The 20245-nt window shown below is 58.5% G+C and carries 20 protein-coding genes and 1 tRNA gene; 11 read left to right on the top strand and 10 right to left on the bottom strand.

What is annotated here, in order from left to right; all coding sequences use genetic code 11:
• Positions 1 to 60: 60 nt before the first annotated feature.
• Positions 61 to 150 (bottom strand) — tRNA-Ser (locus AKG12_RS19550).
• Positions 151 to 370: 220 nt separating this feature from the next.
• Here AKG12_RS19550 and AKG12_RS19555 point away from each other — a divergent pair.
• The 10 genes from AKG12_RS19555 to deoA all read left to right on the top strand — a co-directional run bounded on the left by AKG12_RS19555 (position 371) and on the right by deoA (position 9597).
• Positions 371 to 688 carry a hypothetical protein gene (locus tag AKG12_RS19555; protein ID WP_052820230.1) on the top strand — a complete coding sequence of 106 codons (318 nt, stop codon included), beginning with the start codon at positions 371 to 373 and terminating at the stop codon, positions 686 to 688.
• Between the two features lie 76 nt (positions 689 to 764).
• Positions 765 to 1415 (top strand): peptide-methionine (S)-S-oxide reductase MsrA, encoded by a 651-nt coding sequence (msrA, locus tag AKG12_RS19560; RefSeq protein ID WP_052820125.1) that lies wholly within the window; start codon positions 765 to 767, stop codon positions 1413 to 1415.
• 214 nt (positions 1416 to 1629) lie between these two features.
• Entirely contained in the window at positions 1630 to 2622 is a 993-nt protein-coding gene (locus tag AKG12_RS19565) for a BMP family lipoprotein (protein WP_046799135.1), read from the top strand.
• 82 nt (positions 2623 to 2704) lie between these two features.
• Complete coding sequence (locus tag AKG12_RS19570; protein ID WP_046799136.1) at positions 2705 to 4210, top strand: ABC transporter ATP-binding protein; 1506 nt, start codon at positions 2705 to 2707, stop codon at positions 4208 to 4210.
• Positions 4211 to 4217: 7 nt separating this feature from the next.
• Positions 4218 to 5321, top strand: coding sequence for an ABC transporter permease (locus AKG12_RS19575; RefSeq protein ID WP_052820126.1), 1104 nt, complete (start codon positions 4218 to 4220; stop codon positions 5319 to 5321).
• A 6-nt stretch (positions 5322 to 5327) separates the two neighbouring features.
• A complete protein-coding gene (locus AKG12_RS19580) occupies positions 5328 to 6299 on the top strand; it encodes an ABC transporter permease (RefSeq protein ID WP_046799138.1) in 972 nt (323 codons plus the stop codon).
• 4 nt (positions 6300 to 6303) lie between these two features.
• Positions 6304 to 6708: a cytidine deaminase gene (locus tag AKG12_RS19585; protein ID WP_046799139.1), complete on the top strand. Its 405-nt coding sequence runs from the start codon at positions 6304 to 6306 to the stop codon at positions 6706 to 6708.
• Positions 6708 to 7508 carry a purine-nucleoside phosphorylase gene (locus AKG12_RS19590; protein ID WP_046799140.1) on the top strand — a complete coding sequence of 267 codons (801 nt, stop codon included), beginning with the start codon at positions 6708 to 6710 and terminating at the stop codon, positions 7506 to 7508. The genes AKG12_RS19585 and AKG12_RS19590 overlap by 1 nt, the downstream gene beginning before the upstream one ends.
• A gap of 2 nt (positions 7509 to 7510) precedes the next feature.
• Positions 7511 to 8284, top strand: a complete 774-nt coding sequence (deoC, locus tag AKG12_RS19595) for a deoxyribose-phosphate aldolase (RefSeq protein WP_052820127.1) — start codon at positions 7511 to 7513, stop codon at positions 8282 to 8284.
• Positions 8281 to 9597, top strand: a complete 1317-nt coding sequence (deoA, locus tag AKG12_RS19600) for a thymidine phosphorylase (protein WP_082178950.1) — start codon at positions 8281 to 8283, stop codon at positions 9595 to 9597. The genes deoC and deoA overlap by 4 nt, the downstream gene beginning before the upstream one ends.
• On the opposite strand, the gene AKG12_RS19605 is transcribed toward deoA, so the two are convergent.
• The 9 genes from AKG12_RS19605 to cyoA form a co-directional block, all read right to left on the bottom strand.
• Positions 9590 to 10111 (bottom strand): TIGR02281 family clan AA aspartic protease, encoded by a 522-nt coding sequence (locus tag AKG12_RS19605; RefSeq protein ID WP_052820129.1) that lies wholly within the window; start codon positions 10109 to 10111, stop codon positions 9590 to 9592. The two genes, deoA and AKG12_RS19605, sit on opposite strands and share 8 nt — an antisense overlap.
• A gap of 134 nt (positions 10112 to 10245) precedes the next feature.
• Positions 10246 to 10875 carry a uracil phosphoribosyltransferase gene (upp, locus tag AKG12_RS19610; RefSeq protein ID WP_004439188.1) on the bottom strand — a complete coding sequence of 210 codons (630 nt, stop codon included), beginning with the start codon at positions 10873 to 10875 and terminating at the stop codon, positions 10246 to 10248.
• 85 nt (positions 10876 to 10960) lie between these two features.
• Positions 10961 to 11950, bottom strand: a complete 990-nt coding sequence (locus AKG12_RS19615) for an adenosine deaminase (RefSeq protein WP_052820130.1) — start codon at positions 11948 to 11950, stop codon at positions 10961 to 10963.
• Positions 11947 to 13167 carry a phosphopentomutase gene (locus tag AKG12_RS19620; protein ID WP_046799145.1) on the bottom strand — a complete coding sequence of 407 codons (1221 nt, stop codon included), beginning with the start codon at positions 13165 to 13167 and terminating at the stop codon, positions 11947 to 11949. The genes AKG12_RS19615 and AKG12_RS19620 overlap by 4 nt, the downstream gene beginning before the upstream one ends.
• 113 nt (positions 13168 to 13280) lie before the next feature.
• A complete protein-coding gene (locus tag AKG12_RS19625; protein ID WP_052820131.1) occupies positions 13281 to 14042 on the bottom strand; it encodes an SURF1 family protein in 762 nt (253 codons plus the stop codon).
• Positions 14043 to 14219: 177 nt separating this feature from the next.
• A complete protein-coding gene (gene cyoD / locus AKG12_RS19630; RefSeq protein ID WP_035219607.1) occupies positions 14220 to 14612 on the bottom strand; it encodes a cytochrome o ubiquinol oxidase subunit IV in 393 nt (130 codons plus the stop codon).
• Positions 14612 to 15238, bottom strand: a complete 627-nt coding sequence (gene cyoC / locus AKG12_RS19635) for a cytochrome o ubiquinol oxidase subunit III (RefSeq protein ID WP_052820132.1) — start codon at positions 15236 to 15238, stop codon at positions 14612 to 14614. Before cyoC ends, cyoD begins: the two co-directional genes overlap by 1 nt.
• A gap of 5 nt (positions 15239 to 15243) precedes the next feature.
• A complete protein-coding gene (cyoB, locus tag AKG12_RS19640; protein WP_046799148.1) occupies positions 15244 to 17247 on the bottom strand; it encodes a cytochrome o ubiquinol oxidase subunit I in 2004 nt (667 codons plus the stop codon).
• Positions 17248 to 17320: 73 nt separating this feature from the next.
• On the bottom strand, positions 17321 to 18394 hold the full coding sequence (gene cyoA, locus AKG12_RS19645; protein ID WP_046799149.1) for a ubiquinol oxidase subunit II: 1074 nt from the start codon (positions 18392 to 18394) through the stop codon (positions 17321 to 17323).
• 305 nt (positions 18395 to 18699) lie between these two features.
• On the opposite strand from cyoA, the gene AKG12_RS19650 reads away from it, so the two are divergent.
• Positions 18700 to 20028 (top strand): MFS transporter, encoded by a 1329-nt coding sequence (locus AKG12_RS19650; RefSeq protein ID WP_046799150.1) that lies wholly within the window; start codon positions 18700 to 18702, stop codon positions 20026 to 20028.
• Positions 20029 to 20245: the final 217 nt, after the last annotated feature.

Consider the following 20245-nt stretch of genomic DNA (forward strand, 5'->3'; position numbering starts at 1 on the left):
TCCTGAAGATATATCCGGTAATGGCTTGGAGCAACGCCGGCGGCTAAAGATGAGGTGAAATGGCGGACAGGGTGGGATTCGAACCCACGGTACGCTTTCACGCACACACGCGTTCCAGGCGTGCGCCTTAAACCACTCGGCCACCTGTCCTTTTTTCAAATCTGCATGTTTTGAAGAATGCAAATCACTGGAACGGCGCGATATATACCGATGAATTCGCAGGGATCAACACGAATCTGACAGTTTTTTGAAATGTCGGCAATTTCCTGCATTTCGATGCGGTTGCAAACGGGTTTTACGGCCTTTATCGATGCGCTATATGTTTCAAAACATGTCCGTTGAAGAGACGGACCACAACCGAGGTGTCCGGATGAAAGCTTTTTTGCGGTTTTTGAGCTTTCTTCTCCTTCTCGCGGCGGTTTTTCTGGGTGTGCTTGATTCGATCCGCTCGGTTTCAACATCCTCGGTCAATATTACCGGCATCCTGTCCGTCTGGAATTATCTTCTTCCTGCCTCGCGCACCATGGTGGAAGCCGCCGTGGGTCACTATATTCACCCTGAAGCATGGCGCTTCATTGAAAACGCGCTGTCGGCGCTGCCTGCATTTGCTTTTTTCCTCGTCCTGTCGCTGCTTTGCTGGATGGCCGGTTACAGGAAGCACAAGGCGATGAGGCGCTTGCCGGCCTGATTTTTCAGCCTGAACGACCTTGCGCCCGCAGTTGTGAACCATGAGAAGCGGCGATATTGGCCGCACGGAGGTCCCGATGTTCCTGTTCGATACGCTTTCAAAAAAGACGAAGATGCCGACCGAAGAGACGGCTCTGCCGGGTCGTGAAGAGGCGCTTGTCGTGCCGGAGAACCATTTCGTCAATGGTCGGCCGTTGAAAGGCCCTTATCCAGACGGTTTGGAAATCATCTATCTCGGCATGGGTTGCTTCTGGGGCGCGGAACGGTTGTTCTGGCAGACGCCGGGCGTTTGGGTGACGGCGGTGGGTTATGCCGGCGGCTTTACAGAGAATCCGACCTATCAGGAGACGACGACCGGCCAGACGGGCCACGCCGAAGTCGTGAAGGTCGTCTATGATCCGGCTGTGATCTCGTTGTCGGGCCTGCTGAGGATATTCTTCGAGGAGCATGATCCGACCCAGGGGATGCGGCAGGGCAACGATGTTGGCACGACCTATCGTTCGACAATATATGCGACGACCGAAGGCCAGCTGCAGCAGGCGCAAAAGGCGCGCGACACTTTTCAGCAGGCGCTGGAGGCGGCAGGCCATGGACGGGCCATCACCACCGAAATCGGGCCGCTTGAAACATTTTATTATGCTGAGGACTATCATCAGCAATATCTTGCCAAGAACCCGGGTGGCTACTGCGGCTTGAGGGGAACCGGCGTAAGCTGCAATATCGACTAGATTTTTTGCAGGTCGCCCCGGTGGAAAGACCAAAAAAGCGCCAGATAAAAGTTTTTCCACCGGGTCAAAAAAACCGGATGAATTTTTCATTGAGCCATGCAAGGATATGAGGCAAGCACAGCCGGTATAACGGTTGGCGGTTCCGCAGACATTTCCGGTAAACGGGATTGCGGGAGGACCCTTATAATATCAATTGCAACAACAGGGCTGCACAATGAAAAAATCCCTTCTGACGCTGTTTGCGCTTGCCGCAATGTCGGCTTCCGCGCTCGCTGCGGATGTCAAGCCGGCGCTGGTTTATGGCACGGGCGGCAAGTTCGACAAGTCGTTCAACGAAGCCGCTGCGGCCGGCGCTGAAAAGTTCAAGGCGGAAACGGGCATCGAGTACCGTGACTTCGAGCCGACCAGCGACACGCAGGGCGAACAGGCCATCCGCAACTTCGCCAGCAAGGGCTTCAACCCCGTCATCGCCGTGTCCTTTGCCTGGACCTCGGCCATGGAAAAGGTTGCAGCCGAATTCCCCGACACCAAATTCGTGATTGTCGATTCCGTTGTCGAACTGCCGAATGTCCGCTCCGTCGTCTATAAGGAGCATGAAGGTTCCTACCTCGTCGGTCTGCTGGCGGGCATGGCTTCCAAGACCGGCAAGGTCGGCTTCATCGGCGGCATGGATATTCCGCTGATCCGTAAGTTTGCCTGTGGTTATGCCCAGGGCGCCAAGGCGGCCAACGACAAGATCGAAGTCTTCCAGAACATGACCGGCACCACGGGTGCGGCCTGGAACGATCCGGTGCGCGGTGGCGAACTCACCAAGAACCAGATCGACCAGGGTGCGGACGTGATCTACGCGGCAGCCGGTGCGACCGGTATTGGCGTGCTGCAGACCGCTGCCGACAACAAGAAGTTCTCGATCGGCGTCGATTCCAACCAGAACCACCTGCATCCGGGTTCCGTTCTGACCTCCATGGTCAAGCGCGTCGATCTGGCAGTCTATAATGCCTATAAGGATACCAAGGACGACAAGTTCACCCCTGGCATCGTGGCGCTCGGCGTCAAGGAAGACGGCGTGGCCTATGCGCTTGATGACAACAACAAGGCCCTGATCACGCCTGAGATGATTGCTGCCGTGGACAAGGCGAAGGCCGACATCATTGCCGGTACCATCAAGGTTCATGACTATATGGCGGACAATTCCTGCCCGAAATGATATGATATGTAACTGGGGCGCATGATGAATTTTCATCTTGCGCCCTTTTCATATCCAGCCTTCGGAGAGGTTAGGTTTGAGTATGGATCCTGCAATCGAGCTCGTGGGCATCGACAAGAAATTCGGTGCCGTTCACGCCAACAAGAATATCAATCTGACCGTCGCCAAGGGCACGATCCACGGCATCATCGGGGAAAATGGCGCTGGAAAATCGACATTGATGTCGATCCTCTATGGTTTTTACCAGGCAGATGCCGGCGAAATCCGGGTGAACGGCGCGCCCGTTGCGATCCGTGACAGTCAGGCCGCGATCAGTGCGGGTATCGGCATGGTGCATCAGCACTTCATGCTTGTGGAAAATTTCACCGTGCTTGAAAACGTCATGCTGGGTGCAGAGGGCGGCGCATTGCTGGCCAGAGGCAGGGCCGGAGCGCGCAAGGAGCTGAAGCGTCTGGAGGATGATTACGGGCTGGAAGTCGATCCGGATGCGGTGATCGAGGAATTGCCTGTTGGTCTGCAGCAGCGCGTCGAAATCCTCAAAGCCATGTATCGTGGCGCCGAAATCCTGATCCTCGATGAGCCGACAGGCGTTCTGACGCCGGCTGAGGCCGATCACCTTTTCAAGATCCTCGGCGTTCTGCGTGAGCAGGGCAAGACCATCATCCTCATCACGCACAAGCTGCGCGAAATCATGGCGATCACGGACTCCGTCTCCGTTATGCGCCGCGGCGAAATGGTGGCGACCCGCAAGACCTCCGAGACCAGCGTCGAGGAACTGGCAGAACTGATGGTTGGCCGGCGCGTGCTGCTGCGGGTGGAAAAGGGCGAGACGACGCCGGGCGATGTTCTCCTCTCCATCCGCAATCTCACCGTCAAGGACAGCCGCGGCGTCACCATGGTGGATGATGTGTCGCTGGACGTCCGTGCCGGTGAAATCGTCGGCATCGCCGGGGTCGCCGGCAATGGTCAATCGGAACTGCTGGAAGCCATCGCCGGCATACGCAAACCATCTTCGGGCGAGATATGGGTGGATGGCCAGAAGGTGGACCGTCCCGATCCGGCGATCCTGCGCAAACTTGGTTTGGCGCATATCCCGGAAGACCGCCATCATATGGGCCTGGTGTTGAAATTCGAGGAATATGAAAACTCCATCCTCGGCTATCACCATGACGAGCGTTACGGCAGGGGACCTTTCCTGAACCCTGAGGCCATCCGCAAGGATGCCGTCGAAAAGATCGAGAAATATGACATCCGCCCGCCGAACCCCCATTTGAAGACCGCGAATTTTTCCGGCGGCAATCAGCAGAAGATCGTCGTCGCGCGCGAAATCGAACGTGATCCGAAGATGTTGATCATCGGCCAGCCGACTCGCGGTGTGGATATCGGCGCCATTGAATTCATCCATCGCCGCATCATCGAAATGCGCGATGCCGGCAAGGCGATCTTGCTGGTTTCGGTCGAACTCGATGAAATCCGTTCCCTTTCGGACCGGATCATGGTCATGTTCGCCGGCCGTGTCGTTGGAGAAAAAACGGCGGAAGCCGAAGAACAGACGCTGGGCCTGATGATGGCCGGCATCGCCGCATGAGGCATGAATGAGCACCGCTTCCGCACCCCTACCAAACTGGATCGGCTACGGCCTGTTGCCATTGCTGAACGTCATCACCGCCTTTCTGATTTCCGGGCTTGTCGTCTGGTCCATCGGCGAAAATCCGCTGGCAGCACTTCGCCTGCTGATCGAAGGCGCGCTCGGCCGTGGCGATGCCATCGGCTTCACGCTGTTTTATACGACAAGCTTCATCTTCACCGGTCTCTCCGTCGCCGTGGCTTTCCATGCCGGCCTGTTCAACATCGGCTCCGAAGGTCAGGCCTATATTGGCGGGCTGGGTGCGGCGCTGGTAGCGCTGGCGCTTGACCGTTACGTGCCATGGTACGTGACGATGCCCTTCGCCGTCATCGGTGCTGCGGTTTTTGGTGCCGCCTGGGCCTTCATTCCGGCCTGGCTGCAGGCCAAACGCGGCAGCCACGTGGTCATCACCACCATCATGTTCAACTTCATCGCTGCGGCCCTGATGGTCTACCTGCTGGTGAATGTGCTGATCGTGCCGGGCAAGATGGCGCCGGAAACGCGCACCTTTCTACCCGGTGGCCAACTGCCGAAGCTGGACTGGCTGATGGCGTGGTTCGGCCTCAAGCTTGGGCCGGCGCCGTTCAACGTCTCCTTTCTTATCGCTCTGGTGATGTGTTTCCTCGTCTGGGTGCTGATCTGGCGCACCAAGCTCGGTTATGAGATGCGCACGCTCGGCGTCAGCCCTTCCGCCGCCATCTATGCCGGCATTCCCTATGCACGCACGGTCATCATCGCCATGCTCATTTCCGGTGGTCTGGCGGGCATGATGGCGCTGAACCCGGTCATGGGGGCTTCAGCGCGCCTGCAGGTGGAATTCGTCGGCGGTGCGGGCTTCGTCGGCATCGCCGTATCGCTGATGGGCCGAAGCCATCCGCTCGGCATCATTTTCTCGGCATTGCTGTTTGGTATTCTTTATCAGGGCGGTGCGGATCTTTCCTTCGAGATGCCGAACATTACCCGCGAGATGATCGTGGTTATACAGGGTCTGGTGATCCTGTTCGCCGGCGCGCTGGAATATATGTACCGGCCGGCGATCGTCCACATCTACCAGCGTTTGGCAAAGGGGTGAGCTGACATGGATTTTTTCGATATGCTGGTCAGCATTCTCGGCTCGACCGTCCGTCTCACCATCCCGCTTCTGTTCACTGCACTTGCGGGGCTGTTTTCCGAACGCGCCGGCGTGTTCGATATCGGTCTTGAAGGCAAGATGCTGGCGGCGGCTTTTGCTTCCGCCTGCGTCGCCTATCTTACCGCAAATCCGTGGGCCGGTCTTCTGGCCGGCATTGGCGTCTCCATCGCGTTCTCGCTGATCCATGGCTTTGCCGTTATCACCAATCGCGGCAACCAGATCGTTTCAGGGGTGGCGCTCAACTTCATCGCCGCCGGTCTGACGGTGGTTCTGGGCCAGGCATGGTTCGGGCAGGGCGGCCGCACGCCGCAATTGCCGGGGGAGGGTCGTTTTGCGCCGATCATCCTGCCCGGCGCGGATGCGATGCGCGAAGTGCCCTTCATCGGCCCGCTCTACGCCAATGTCATTTCCGGCAACAATATCCTCACCTATCTTGCCTTTCTGGCGGTGCCGCTCTCCTGGTGGGTGCTTTACCGCACGCGTTTCGGCCTGCGCCTGCGCGCCGTCGGTGAAAATCCGGGTGCTGTCGATACGGCTGGTATTTCGGTGACGTGGATGCGTTACCGCGCCGTCATCGTCGCTGGCTTCCTCTGCGGTTTTTCAGGCGCCTATCTTGCCGTCGCACAATCGGCTGCCTTCATCGCCAACATGTCGGCCGGCAAGGGCTATATCGCGCTCGCGGCGCTGATCTTTGCGAAATGGAAGCCGGTGCCGGTCATGTTCGCCTGCCTGCTGTTTGGTTTTCTCGATGCATTCGCCAATTTCATGCAGGGCAAATCCGTGCCTGGCATCGGCGAAGTGCCGGTGCAGATTTTCCAGGCCATGCCCTATATCCTGACCTGCATCCTGCTTGCCGGTTTCATCGGCGTCGCCAAGCCTCCCAAGGCCGGTGGCGTTGCCTATGCGAAGGAGCGTTAAACCCATGCCCTCTGATCCAAAGTCCCACGCCCTGTTCGAGGCGGCGGTGGAGGCCATGGCCTTCGCTTACGCGCCCTATTCGAAATTTCCGGTCGGCGCGGCGATCCGCGCTGATGACGGCAAAATCTACAAGGGCGCCAATATCGAGAATATCTCCTTCCCGCAGGGTTGGTGCGCGGAACCATCAGCCATCAGCGCCATGATCATGGGCGGGGCAAAGAAGATCAGCGAAGTTGCCGTCATCGCCGAAAAGCTGCCGCTTTGCACGCCCTGCGGCGGTTGTCGCCAGAAGATCGCCGAATTCGCCACGCCGGAGACGAAGATTTATCTTTGCGACGAAACCGGCGTCCAGAAGGTCATGACCATGGAAGAGCTGTTGCCCTCCGTCTTCAAGACCGAGTTGCCCTGATGACGGATGGCTTGATCGATATTCTGGTGGAGCGCCTGAACGGCCTGATGCCGCGCGTCGCCATCGTTCTCGGCTCTGGCCTGGGGTCGCTGGTGGAGGAAGTCAGCGACCCGGTCCGTGTGCCCTATGCCGATCTTCCAGGGTTTCCCGCCGGTGGCGTTTCCGGCCATGCGGGAGAACTGGTCGCCGGTTATCTCGGTGGCGAGCCCGTCATGATGCTATCCGGTCGGGTGCATTTCTACGAAAAGGGCGATCCGGCGGCGATGCGTCCGGTCATCGAGGCGCTGGCCGGTCTGGGCGTGCAATCGCTCATCCTCACCAATTCGGCGGGTTCGGTGAGGCAGGATATGCCGCCCGGCTCCGTCATGCAGATCACCGATCACATCAATTATTCCGGCATGAACCCGCTGATCGGCGAGGAAAGCGATCGTCGCTTCGTCGGCATGACCACGGCTTATGATCCGGACCTGATGCTGGCCATGCGCAATGCCGCGATCCGGGCGACGGTGCCTTTGTTCGGCGGGGTCTATATGTGGTTTTCCGGCCCGAGCTTCGAAACGCCGGCGGAAATTCGCATGGCACGGCTTCTGGGTGCCGATGCCGTCGGCATGTCCACCGTGCCGGAAGTCATCCTCGCGCGCTTTTTCGGGATGCGCGTTGCCGCCGCATCGGTTATTACCAATTACGGTGCCGGCATGACCGGCGCGGAACTGAGCCATGAGGAAACCAAGGACATGGCTCCCGTGGGCGGCAAACGACTTGCCGCTATTCTGAAGGAAATGATCTCAGGAGGAGCGTGACCATGGAACTCCAGCGTCCGCGCGAAGCGGCTGCCCTCACTCTGTCCTTGCTGGACCTGACCAATCTTAAGGAAGATTGCACGCCCGAGCAGATCGCCGCTTTGTGCCAGCGGGCGCATACGGATTATGGCAACACCGCCGCCATCTGCATCTGGCCGCGTTTCGTGGCTCAGGCACGTGCGGCTTTCGGTAAAGAACACGCGATCCGCATCGCCACCGTCGTCAATTTTCCCTCGGGCGATCTTGATGTCGCGACTGTCGTGGCGGAAACCGAAGCCGCGATCCGCGATGGTGCCGATGAAATCGATCTGGTCATTCCCTACCGTAAATTCATAGCAGGCGATGAAGCGGCGGCTTCCGAGATGGTGGCCGCCGTGCGTAAGGCCTGTGCGGCACCCGTGCTGCTCAAGGTCATTCTTGAAACCGGCGAGCTGAAGGACAAGGCCCTGATCCGCCGCGCCTCCGAGATTGCCATCGCCGAAGGGGCTGACTTCATCAAGACCTCGACTGGCAAGGTCACCGTCAATGCCACCCTGGAGGCGGCAGACATCATGCTGCAGGCGATCCGCGACAGCCGTCAGAAAGTGGGCTTCAAACCCGCTGGCGGTATCGGCACGGTGGAGGACGCGACGCTTTACCTGCGGCTGGCGGAAACCATCATGGCTCCCAACTGGGCCATGCCATCAACCTTCCGTTTCGGTGCTTCCGGCGTTCTCGATGATGTGCTGAACGTGCTGGCTGGCGGCGAACCGGCCAAGGCCGCCAGCGGGTATTGAGCTTGATCCCGCAGGAAATCATCCGCCGCAAACGCGATGGCTTGTCTCTTGAGCCTCAGGAGATTGCCGCTTTCATAGAAGCGCTGTCGAAAGATGGCATATCGGAAGGGCAAGCGGCTGCTTTTGCCATGGCGGTGTTTTTCCGTGGCATGAACCGCAACGAGATGGTGGCGCTGACGCTCGCCATGCGCGACAGCGGCGATGTCCTCTCATGGAGCGAGATTGGCAGACCGGTGGCGGACAAGCACTCGACCGGCGGCGTTGGCGATAATGTCTCCCTGATGCTTGCGCCGATCGTCACCGCCTGCGGTCTTGCCGTGCCGATGATTTCCGGCAGGGGCCTCGGCCACACCGGCGGCACGCTCGACAAGCTGGAAGCCATCCCCGGTTATAATGTCATGCCGAATGAGGCTTTGTTCCGCCGGACGGTGAGGTCGGTCGGCTGTGCCATCATCGGCCAGACGGGCGATCTCGCCCCCGCCGACAAACGCCTCTATGCCATTCGCGATGTGACCGCGACGGTTGATTCCATACCGCTGATCACCGCCTCCATCCTGTCGAAGAAGCTTGCAGCCGGGCTTGAGACGCTGGTTCTCGATGTGAAAGTCGGCAATGGCGCTTTTATGCAGAGCGTTGACGACGCCCGCAATCTGGCCCGCGCGCTGGTCGATGTTGCGAATGGTGCGGGTCTTCCGACGACGGCCCTGATAACGGACATGAACCAGCCGCTTGGAGATGCCGCCGGCAATGCCGTCGAAATCGTCAATTGCCTGGATTTTCTGGCCGGTCGCAAGGCTGGAACCCGTCTCGAAAAGGTCGTCCTGTCCTTCGCTGCGGAAATGCTGGTGCAGGCTCAAAAAGCCACCACGCTGGAGGAAGGCGAGGCGCTGGCTGCGGCCGCTCTGTCCTCCGGTCGGGCTATGGAAATCTTTGCGCGGATGGTTTCAGCGCTGGGCGGACCTTCGGATTTCGTTGAGAACCCAATCCGTTATCTGCCGTCCGCGCCGGTTATTCTCCCGGTTCCGGCCGGGCGAAGCGGCTGGCTTAAATCCTGCGAGACGCGTGAACTTGGCATGGTTGTCGTCGAACTTGGCGGTGGCAGAAGAAAGCCGTCGGATACCATCGACCCGGCGGTCGGTATTTCGGATATCCTGCCGCTCGGCGTAAAGGTGGAAAAGGGCGAGCCGATTGCCATTGTCCATGCGGCTTCTCCGGATGAGGCGGAACGTGCCGTCAAAAGGATAGCGGCCTGTTACGGGATCGCCGACAGCACACCGGAGATCGTTGATCCCATCCTCGAGCGGATCACCTGACCAGCCGCATCTCGCCACCCGAGACTTTGAAGGATGACAATTGTTTCAAAAAGCTCATGCCGATCAGCATGTTGCTCAGCGCGTTATCCTTCAGCACCATGGCATCGACATTCTGAACGCGAATTGCGCCGATCTCCACACGGTCCAGCTTCACATAGGCCGCCATGGTCTGGCCATTGGCGGTTGAGATCGCATATTTGAAATCCAGGCTGTTGACGCCGTAACCAAGCCGACGCGCAATCGTCTCGTTGATTGCGACCATGGAAGCGCCGGTATCAACAAGCCCGTCGAAGGATTTGCCATTGATGCGGAAGGTCGCGTTGAAATGGCCGCGGGCATCTGCTTTCAGATTGACGCCGCCCAGCGAAACCGTTTGCGGCTTGGCGACCTCCGTCGCGGCCTCCGATTTATCCACGGCGGTTTCAGGGCGCGGCTGGAATTTCTCCACCAGCGCTGGAATTTGCGTGGCGCTGACCGAAAGACCGATAAGCAGAAAAATCGTGCGCGCCAGCAAGTCGTTGCTCCTCAAAGCCCAAGGTTATTCCTGGACAGGATAGGCGCAAAACATGCTGAAATCTTAAAAGAAAAAGCCATTCGCCGCGTATCGGACGGCGAATGGCTCAAACGGTTAAGCGAAGATGAACGGCGTTATTTGGTGCCGTACATGCGGTCGCCGGCGTCACCGAGGCCGGGAACGATGTAACCTTTCTCGTTCAGATGTCTGTCGATTGCGGCGGTATAGATCGGCACATCGGGATGCGCCTCACGGAAATTCTTGATGCCTTCCGGTGCTGCCAGCAGACACAGGAAGCGGATGTTCTTTGCACCCCGTTCCTTCAGCTTTTCGACAGCGGCGATGGAGGAGTTGCCGGTCGCCAGCATCGGGTCGACAACGATGACCAGACGGGCGTCGAGACTTTCAGGAGCCTTGAAATAATATTCGACGGCCTCCAGCGTATCATGGTCACGATACACACCGACATGGGCAACGCGCGCCGACGGCACCAGTTCGAGCATGCCTTCCAGAAGGCCGTTGCCGGCGCGCAGGATGGAGGCGAAAACCAGTTTCTTGCCTTCCAGAACCGGAGCCTGAATGGTTTCGAGCGGCGTGTCGATGGTTTCCATCGTCATTTCAAGGTCGCGCGTCACTTCATAGCAGAGCAGCGTCGAAATCTCCCTGAGCAGGCGGCGGAAGCCGGCCGTGGAAGTTTCCTTCTTGCGCATGATGGTAAGTTTGTGCCGCACCAGCGGATGTTCGATGACTGTGACGCCGTCCATGAAACTGGCCTTCCTTTTTGATCTTGTGCCCCTGTCATTCACCGAAAGTGGGCTTTTCGCAAGCCTTCTTCGCGGTTTTACCCCGTCAACCGTCGTCTCGGGCGCGATCCAGTCTCGCAAGCAGCTGTTCGCGCGTCGCCTCGTCCACGAAGGCGCATTCCAGTGCGGTGCGGGTCATGTCGTTGATCTCGACGTCACCGAAGCCGAACGCGTCGGCGGCCAGCGCATATTCCCGGGCAAGCGATGTGAAGAAGAATGGCGGATCGTCGGAATTGATACAGACACGTACTCCGGCGTCACGCAACGCCTTCAGCGGATGGCTGGCGAAATCCGGATAAACACTGAGCGCGATATTCGAGCCGGGGCAGACTTCCAGAACCGTTCCCGTCTCGACAAGTCGGGAGACGAGATCGGCATCTTCGATGGCGCGCACGCCATGGCCGATGCGTGCCGGTTTGATGAGATCGAGTGCATCGATAACGCTTTCCGGTCCGCAGACCTCGCCGGCATGGATGGTCAGCCCAAGACCCGCATCGCGGGCGATATCGAAGGCGCGCGCATAATCGGCAACCCGACCCATGCGCTCTTCGCCCGCCATGTTAAAGCCGGTCACCAGCGGATGCCGGGCGCGCGCCGCATATTCCGCCGCTGCAATCACCCGTTCCGGGCCGAAATGCCGTTCGCCGGTAACGAGGATGCGGGTTTCGATGCCAGTCTTTTCCTTTGCAATCCGGATGCCTTCGGCGATTCCGGCAAGATAAGCGTCAGCGCCAAGTCCAATTCGGTCGCCATGATCGGGCGAAATGATCAGCTCGCTGTAGATCGTGTTGGCTTGCGCAAGTTCGGTCAGATAGGTCTCGGTCAGGACGGCATAGTCCTCATCCGTCTTGAACACCTGCGCCACCGCATCGTAGCACTGGATGAACTCGGCGAAATCCGACCAGACATATTGGCCGTCACGCAGGAAGCTGCTGGTGTCTATGCCGTATTTTTCTGCCTGTTTTGCGACGAGGGCAGGCGGTGCCGCACCTTCGATGTGGCAGTGGATTTCCGCTTTCAGCAAATGCGATGTCAAATGAAGCTCCTGCCGTGTGAACCGGCCTCGATGCCAAGATGGTGGGCGATGCTTTCGCCGATATCGGCATAGCTTGAACGAATGCCGACATCGCGAGAGCGGATGCCCGGCCCGAATGCCATGATCGGCACCCGTTCGCGTGTATGATCGGTGCCTCGCCAGGTGGGGTCGCAACCATGGTCGGCGGTGAGAATGGCGATGTCTCCCGGCTTCATTTTACGATGAATTTCCGGGATTCGCGTATCGAAAGCCTCAAGCGCGGCCGCATAACCGGCAACGTCACGACGGTGGCCATAAAGCATGTCGAAGTCGACGAAGTTGGTAAAGACGAGGTCGCCATTTTCAGCCTCGTCGATGGCCTGCAACGTCGCATCCATCAGGGCGGCGTTGCCATTTGCCTTGATGACGCGCGAGACGCCCTGATGGGCATAGATATCGCCGATCTTGCCGATCGCGTGCACTTTGCGCTCCGCCTCCACCAATCGGTCGAGCAGCGTCGGTTCGGGCGGCGGTACGGAGAAGTCGCGGCGGTTGCCGGTGCGTTCGAAGGTAGCGACCGTCTCGCCGATGAAGGGGCGGGCAATGACGCGGCCGATATTCAGCGGATCTAGCAACTTGCGAACCGTCTCGCAAAGCGCGATGAGCCTGGTCAGCCCGAAGTGCTTTTCATGCGCGGCGATCTGGAACACGGAATCGGAAGAGGTGTAGCAGATCGGCTTGCCGCTCCTGATATGTTCTTCGCCGAATTGCGCGATGATGTCGGTGCCGGAAGCATGGCAATTGCCGAGAATGCCGGGAATATCAGCCTCTTTGCAGATGGCCTCGACCAGCTCCGGGGAAAAGGCGTCGCCCTCCGTCGGGAAATAACCCCAGTCGAAGGTGACAGGCGTTCCGGCGATTTCCCAGTGGCCGGATGGCGTATCCTTGCCTTTTGAAACTTCGCTGGCTGAGCCATGCAGGCCGAAAATGCGTTCCGGTGGCTCCATGCCGGCGGGAATGTCGCCACTAGCCTGGCGCGCGATCTCCAGCAAGCCAAGAGAGCACATATTCGGCAGCTTCAGCGGGCCGGATCGAAGCCCCGGCCTGTCGGCAGCACCTGCGGCACAGAACTCGGCGATGTGGCCAAGTGTATTGGCGCCAAGATCGCCATAGTGTTCCGCGTCAGGTGCACCGCCAACGCCGAAGGAATCCAGAACGAAAAGAAATGCTCTTGCCATAACTCACCGAAACAAAATGCGCCGACGGGCAATGTCAGGCCGAACTGTCGTTATAGATCAGCAAAACGTGAAGAAGGAAGCGCTTTTATGAACCATCCGGTAAAACCCGTGGTTCAATCAGCATCCCGTTTCGATTTCGGCGCGTTGAGGTTGCGCAGCACGTACCAGCCGGCCGCAACCACCATCGCTGCGAGAATATACCAGGTAACGGCATAGGAGAGGTGGCTGTTGGGGAAGGTAAGCATGGTTTTGCCGCCAACCGGCAGGCCGCCGGGATTGGGCGTCGCGTCCGCGTCGACGTAAAACGGCGCCACGTCAGAGAGGCCGGATGCCTGCGTGATCTGGGGAATATTGCGGGAATACCAGCGACCATTTGCCGGATCGTTGGTTCGAAGGAAAAGCCCGCCGGTTTCCGGCGCGCGCATCAGCCCAACGATCTCGACGTTTCCGGCCGCTTCCCCTTCCGGGCGCAAGGACGGATCGCGCCTGTCGGAGGGCACGAAGCCGCGATTGACGATGACGCTTGAGCCGTCGTCCCGCCGCAGCGGCGTCATGACCCAGTAACCGGGGCCGAGATCCGTGACCGTGTAGACCTGAACCTCCTTGTCGTTGAGCAGGGTGCCGGACAGTTTCACACGGCGATATTCGTAATCGGCGGGATCGGTGAGAGCAGGCCATTCGCCTGCGGCAGGCGCATCGACAGGCTCGGCATGGGCGCGGGCCTCGACACGTTCAATCAAGGCGAGCTTCCAGAAAAGGCGCTGGACCTGCCATGTTCCAAGCGCCAGCAGGCAGCCCGTCAGGATAATGGTCAAAAACAGGACGACGATTGCCGCAGGGCGGATACGCCGGTTTTGGGTTGCGATTTCGCTCATCTCATGGTCCTTGCGAAGCGCTTCTGGCAGCGAGATTATCTGCTCCGGCAGGCCCCTTAGCCCGCATGCGCTTCATCCAGCAAATAACCCCATAAATCGCGCCAGGATTCATGGGGTTATGTGTTGGCGCGGAAAGCGGCCCGCCGGAAGTCCGGCAGGCCGTTGATTTATGGCTGCTCAGGGCAGGTTTTTCACATCTTCGATGTGCAGCGGCATCATGTTCTTGTTCATGTTGTACATGACCCAGAGCGAACCGGAGAGCGTGATCAGGAGCACCACAACGGTGAAGATCAGCGCCATGAAGGTCCAGCCGCCTTCAGACTTGGTGTCCATGTGCAGGAAGTAGATCATGTGCACGAAGATCTGGATGACGCCCAGACCCATGATCGCGATGACCAGCAGCGTCTTGTTTTCGAGAACGTCGCCCATGACCAGCCAGAAGGGAATCGCCGTCAGAATGACCGACAGGACGAAGCCGATCATGTAGCTTTTGAACGTGCCGTGGCTTGCGCCATCATGGTGATGGTCGTCGCCATGCGCGTCGTGATGTGCGTGTGCTTCGGAACTCATCAAAGAACTCCCATGAGATAAACGAAGGAGAAGACGCCGATCCAGATGACGTCAAGGAAGTGCCAGAACATCGAAAGGCACATCAGGCGGCGCTTGTTCGCCGGGATGAGGCCATGTTTGCCGACCTGGACCATCAGCGTGACGAGCCAGATGACGCCAAAGGTGACGTGCAGACCGTGCGTGCCGACCAGCGCGAAGAAGGCCGACAGGAAGGCCGAACGCTGTGGGCCGGCGCCTTCCGCGATCAGGTGATAGAACTCGTAGATTTCGACCGCGAGGAAGGCGAGGCCGAACAGGCCGGTGACGCCGAGCCATATCAGCGTCGTTTTCACCTTCTTCTTTTCCATTTCCAGCATGGCGAAGCCATAGGTGATGGAGGAGAAGAGCAGGAAGCCGGTGTTGATGGCGACCAGCTTCAGGTCGAACAGGTCCGCACCCGAAGGGCCGGCCGCATAGTTGCGGCCGACAACGGCATAGGTGGCAAACAGCGTCGCGAAGATGAGGCAGTCGCTCATCAGATAAAGCCAGAAGCCCAGCGACGTGCCGTTCTCCGGATGGTGGTCTTCCTTCAGGTAGAAGACCGGTGGTTCAGCGCCGGCGGCGCTTTGTGCAGGTGCATGAGCCATATTCGTTACGCCTGTTCCGCAAGCAGCTTTGTACGCTCAGCCTCAACGGTCGAAACGTCGGAAGCCGGAATGTAGTATTCGCGGTTGTAGTTGAAGGTGTGGGCAATCGAGACTGCGATGATGGCAAGCATCGAAAGAGCCGCAAGCCACCAGATATGCCACACCAGGGCGAAGCCGAGGACGACGCTGATGGCGCTGATGATGACGCCCGCGCCGGTATTCTTCGGCATATGGATCGGGATGAACCCTTCCTGCGGACGGTCGTAACCACGCTTCTTCATGTCCGCCCAGGCATCCACGTCATGAATGACCGGCGTGAAGGCGAAGTTGTAGGCGGGCGGTGGCGACGACGTCGACCATTCCAGCGTGCGGCCATTATAGGGGTCGCCCGTCACGTCGCGCAGCTGATCGCGCTTCAGGTAGCTGACGATGAGCTGAATGACGAAGGAGGCGATGCCGAGCGCGATCAGGAAGGCGCCGAAGGCGGCGATCAGGAACCATATCTGCAGCGAATTGTCTTCGAACTGGCTGATACGGCGGGTAATCCCCATCAGGCCGAGAATATAGAGCGGCATGAAGGCGAAGTAGAAGCCGATGAACCAGAACCAGAAGGACAGCTTGCCCCAAAACGGATCGAGACGGTAACCGAAGGCCTTCGGGAACCAGTAGACGATACCTGCAAGCACACCGAACACCACGCCACCGATAATGGTGTTGTGGAAGTGGGCGATGAGGAACAGGGAGTTGTGCAGCACGAAATCCGCAGGCGGAACGGCAAGAAGAACGCCGGTCATGCCGCCGATGACGAAGGTGATCATGAACCCGATCGTCCAGAGCATCGGAACGTCGAAATTGATGCGGCCCTTATACATGGTGAAGAGCCAGTTGAAGATTTTCGCGCCCGTCGGGATCGAGATAATCATCGTGGTGATGCCGAAGAAAGCATTGACGCTTGCACCGGAACCCATGGTGAAGAAGTGGTGCAGCCACACGATGTAGGCAAGGATGGTGATGACACCCGTTGCATAAACCATCGAGGCATAACCGAAGAGGCGCTTGCGGGAGAACGTCGCAACGATTTCCGAGAAGACGCCGAATGCCGGCAGTACCAGAATGTAAACTTCGGGATGGCCCCAGATCCAGATGAGGTTGACGTACATCATCGGGTTGCCGCCGAGATCGTTGGTGAAGAAATTGGTGCCAACGTAACGGTCGAGGGTGAGAAGCGCGAGTGTGCCGGTCAGGATCGGGAACGAAGCCACGATCAGGATGTTCGAACACAGCGATGTCCAGACGAAGATCGGCAGGCGCATCATGGTCATGCCAGGCGCGCGCATCTTGATGATCGTCACGATCAGGTTGATGCCTGAGAGTGTCGTTCCCACACCGGCGATCTGCAGACCCCAGATGTAATAATCCACCCCGACGCCCGGGCTGCCATCAATACCGGAAAGCGGCGGATAGGCGAGCCAGCCGGTCTGCGCATATTCACCGATGAACAGCGAGATCATGGTTATGACGGCGCCGGCCGTGGTCATCCAGAAGGAGAAGTTGTTGAGGAAAGGGAACGAAACGTCGCGGGCGCCGATCTGCAGCGGCACGACGAAGTTCATGAGACCGGTGATCATCGGCATGGCCATGAAGAAGATCATGATGACGCCATGGGCCGTGAAAATCTGGTCGTAATGGTGTGGCGGAAGATAACCTTCCGAGCCGCCGGAGGCGATCGCCTGCTGGACACGCATCATGATGGCGTCGGCAAAGCCGCGCAACAGCATGACAAGCGCCAGAATGATGTACATGATACCGATCTTCTTGTGATCGATGCTCGTGAACCATTCGTTCCAGAGATAACCCCACAGCCGGAAATAGGTGAGGGCGCCAACGACGGCGATGCCGCCCAGCGCCACGGCCGCGAAGGTGGCGACAAGAATGGGCTCGTGAAGCGGGATGGACTCCCATGTCAGCTTCCCGAACAGGAACGACGTTTGATCGGAATTGACGATCATTTTCAGCCTCTTGCGATTCTAAGACGTAAGGTCGGCGCAGCCAGGCCGCGCCGAAGAATGCCGGGACGTATCGTCAGCCAGCGACTTGTTTGGTTTCCGGCAGCGCCGCAGGTTCGAAAGTCTGACCTTTGATCGCAGCTGGAGTGGATTGGGGGCCGCTGGCGACGCCGTAAGGCGCAAGCGGTGTGCAGACAACGGAGTTCAGCGCCTTGGCGATGTCGATGCCTTCCTTGCCTCCGCCGCCCTTGGCGTCGATATGCATCATGTCGCGCATGCAGAGCTTGTTGGGTTCGACACAGCGGTTGAGGATGGCGCTGTAAAGCTGCGGATCGACCGAGGCGAAATATTGCACCGGCTCGCGCTCAGAGGGCTTTGCAAACTCCAGATATTCCTGACGGCCGAAGCCCTTGCCGCCTTCTTTCGCCTTGGCAACCCACTCATCAAAGCCTTGCTGGCTGAGACCGTGGAACTTGAAGCGCATGTGGGAGAAGCCGGGGCCGGAGAAGTTGGCCGAGAAGCCGTCATAGACGCCTTCCTTGTTGATGACGGCGTGCAGCTTGGTCTGCATGCCGCCCATGGCATAGATCTGGCCGGCGAGTGCGGGAACGAAGAAGGAGTTCATCGCGGTCGTACCGGTGATCTTGAAGTTGATCGGAACATCGACCGGAGCGGCGAATTCATTGACGCTGCCGATACCGAGTTCGGGATAGAAGAACAGCCACTTCCAGTCCATTGCCACCACTTCGACCGTGATAGGCTTGATATCGGCGGTGACCTGACGGTTTTCGTCGATGCGCTCCAGAGGACGGTAGGGGTCGAGACGGTGGGTGGAAATCCAGGTTACCGTGCCGAGCATCAGGATGATGGCGACAGGGGCCGACCAGATCACCATTTCAAGGCGCGTAGAGTGGTGCCATTCGGGATCGTAATCCTCGGCTTTCGCCGACTCGCGATATTTCCACGCGAAGAACAGCGTCAGCACGATGACCGGGACGATGATTAGCAGCATCAGAACCGTGGACGTGATGATGAGATCGCGCTGCTGGATGGCGACGTCGCCCGAGGGATTCATGACCACGAGGTTACAGCCGCTGAGCAGCAGCAGTACCGGAATAGCCAGAAGGGCGGATGGGATTTTTTTGATCATGCGCACGTTCTCTGAACTCGTACAGTTTGGATTATGCCGCGAATAATTGCCGAACATCATTTTTAGAATGAGGTATATTGTCGCGGTGCAGCGAAACCTTCGCGATGCACCATGTGCGGGCAGAGCTGCGTTTGAAGGCGGAGCGGCTGCATTATCGCATAGCAAGCTTGCGGGGCAAGCCTTTCTTATCAAACTTCAATTGACGTTACGGAGGGTGCGTGTGACAATCCGTCGCATCGTAACGCAACGGAAGAGGAGCCCGAGCGTTACAGGGAATGGTTCGACCATGACGCAGGAGGGATATTATGAGTTATAGCAATGCTGCTCCATCATTTGGGCAGGCGCCGGAAGCCAATGGTCATGGAACAGATCCGGTCAAGGTAGATCCGGATCGCATCACGATTGCGGTCATTCTTGCCAGAATGACTGAGTTTTTCGACTTTTTCATCTACGCCATCGCCTCCGCTCTCGTTTTTCCGCACGTCTTCTTTTCCTTCGTCGATCCGCTGACGGCCACGCTTTACTCCTTCGCGGTGTTCTCTCTCGCCTTTATCGCAAGGCCGATCGGCTCGCTGATCTTCCTCCAGATCGACCGCAAGTTCGGCCGTGCCGTCAAGTTGATGGCGGCGCTGTTCACGCTCTGTGGCTCCACCATGGCGATCAGTTTCCTTCCGTCCTATGCGGAAGCCGGCATGCTTGCTCCCTGTCTTCTGGCAGTGTTCCGCATCGGCCAGGGTCTCGGTCTCGGTGGTGCCTGGGATGGCCTCGTCTCGCTGCTTGCCATGAATGCACCGCAGAAACAGCGTGGCTGGTACGCCATGATGCCGCAGATCGGTGCGGCCATGGGCTTCGGTCTTGCCAGCGCCTTTTTCATCGTTTTCGTCACGCAACTTTCCAATGCGGAATTCCTCGCCTGGGGCTGGCGTTTCCCCTTCTTCGTGGCGCTGGCGCTCAATGTTCTCGCGCTCTTTGCCCGCCTGCGCATGATCGTCACGCCGGAATTCCAGGCCATGCTGGAACAGCATGAGCTGGAGCCGCGCCCGATGTTCAAGATGCTGCGCTCGCAGTTTCCGGTCGTGGTCACCGGTGCCTTCGTGCCGCTGGCAAGCTTTGCGCTCTTCCACCTCGTCACGGTATTCCCGCTGAGCTGGGTGTCGCTCAATACAAGCCAGCGTGTCTCGGACTTCCTGTTCGTGCAATTCGTCAGCGCCATCATCGCCGGCGGCATGATCGTGGTGTCCGGCATTCTGGCCGACAGGATCGGGAGGCGGAAGCTTCTGGCTATCGCTGCGGTTCTCATCGGTCTTTTCAGCCTCGTGGCACCCGTTCTTCTGGGCTCCGGCGATATCGGCCGCTACTTCTTCGTTCTGATCGGCTTCGCGTTGCTTGGCCTATCCTTCGGTCAGGCGGGCGGTGCACTCGCGTCCCGCTTCAGCCGTGAATACCGCTATACCGGCGCATCACTTACCTCGGATATTTCCTGGCTGATCGGCGCCGGTTTCGCACCGCTCGTTGCACTCGGATTTTCGTCCAAATTCGGACTGTTCGCCGTCGGAATTTACCTGATGTCGGGTGCCGTCTGTACGTTGGTTGCCCTCTGGTTCAGCCGAACGCTGGAAATGCCTTCGGACTGATCTGGGCAATTTAACAATCCCTGCAGCCATCGCGCCGCGGAATCCTGTCGGATTTCGCGGCGTTTTTGTTTTTTTATTGCGCAAGACCGATTTTAATCTTGACTCGCCCCATCATGAAATATTATGTAAGTAATACTGACATAATTAAGTGTGTCTCACTGCCGGAAACGCCGGCCATCAGGGAACGCGATGCGAACGACGACGATCATTATTTGCG

Origin of the sequence: Agrobacterium sp. SUL3 (genome assembly GCF_001263295.1) — a bacterium.
In the GTDB taxonomy this organism is placed as follows: domain Bacteria; phylum Pseudomonadota; class Alphaproteobacteria; order Rhizobiales; family Rhizobiaceae; genus Agrobacterium; species Agrobacterium tomkonis.

What these genes read in the sequence shown, in the direction of transcription:
- cyoA (WP_046799149.1), bottom strand. Translation starts at nt 18,394, where the DNA reads ATGATCAAAAAAATCCCATCCGCCCTTCTGGCTATTCCGGTACTGCTG.
- upp (WP_004439188.1), bottom strand. Translation starts at nt 10,875, where the DNA reads ATGGACGGCGTCACAGTCATCGAACATCCGCTGGTGCGGCACAAACTT.
- deoC (WP_052820127.1), top strand. Translation starts at nt 7,511, where the DNA reads ATGGAACTCCAGCGTCCGCGCGAAGCGGCTGCCCTCACTCTGTCCTTG.
- AKG12_RS19575 (WP_052820126.1), top strand. Translation starts at nt 4,218, where the DNA reads ATGAGCACCGCTTCCGCACCCCTACCAAACTGGATCGGCTACGGCCTG.
- AKG12_RS19565 (WP_046799135.1), top strand. Translation starts at nt 1,630, where the DNA reads ATGAAAAAATCCCTTCTGACGCTGTTTGCGCTTGCCGCAATGTCGGCT.
- AKG12_RS19585 (WP_046799139.1), top strand. Translation starts at nt 6,304, where the DNA reads ATGCCCTCTGATCCAAAGTCCCACGCCCTGTTCGAGGCGGCGGTGGAG.
- cyoD (WP_035219607.1), bottom strand. Translation starts at nt 14,612, where the DNA reads ATGAGTTCCGAAGCACACGCACATCACGACGCGCATGGCGACGACCAT.
- AKG12_RS19650 (WP_046799150.1), top strand. Translation starts at nt 18,700, where the DNA reads ATGAGTTATAGCAATGCTGCTCCATCATTTGGGCAGGCGCCGGAAGCC.
- AKG12_RS19625 (WP_052820131.1), bottom strand. Translation starts at nt 14,042, where the DNA reads ATGAGCGAAATCGCAACCCAAAACCGGCGTATCCGCCCTGCGGCAATC.
- cyoB (WP_046799148.1), bottom strand. Translation starts at nt 17,247, where the DNA reads ATGATCGTCAATTCCGATCAAACGTCGTTCCTGTTCGGGAAGCTGACA.
- msrA (WP_052820125.1), top strand. Translation starts at nt 765, where the DNA reads ATGTTCCTGTTCGATACGCTTTCAAAAAAGACGAAGATGCCGACCGAA.
- AKG12_RS19590 (WP_046799140.1), top strand. Translation starts at nt 6,708, where the DNA reads ATGACGGATGGCTTGATCGATATTCTGGTGGAGCGCCTGAACGGCCTG.
- AKG12_RS19620 (WP_046799145.1), bottom strand. Translation starts at nt 13,167, where the DNA reads ATGGCAAGAGCATTTCTTTTCGTTCTGGATTCCTTCGGCGTTGGCGGT.
- AKG12_RS19570 (WP_046799136.1), top strand. Translation starts at nt 2,705, where the DNA reads ATGGATCCTGCAATCGAGCTCGTGGGCATCGACAAGAAATTCGGTGCC.
- cyoC (WP_052820132.1), bottom strand. Translation starts at nt 15,238, where the DNA reads ATGGCTCATGCACCTGCACAAAGCGCCGCCGGCGCTGAACCACCGGTC.
- AKG12_RS19555 (WP_052820230.1), top strand. Translation starts at nt 371, where the DNA reads ATGAAAGCTTTTTTGCGGTTTTTGAGCTTTCTTCTCCTTCTCGCGGCG.
- AKG12_RS19580 (WP_046799138.1), top strand. Translation starts at nt 5,328, where the DNA reads ATGGATTTTTTCGATATGCTGGTCAGCATTCTCGGCTCGACCGTCCGT.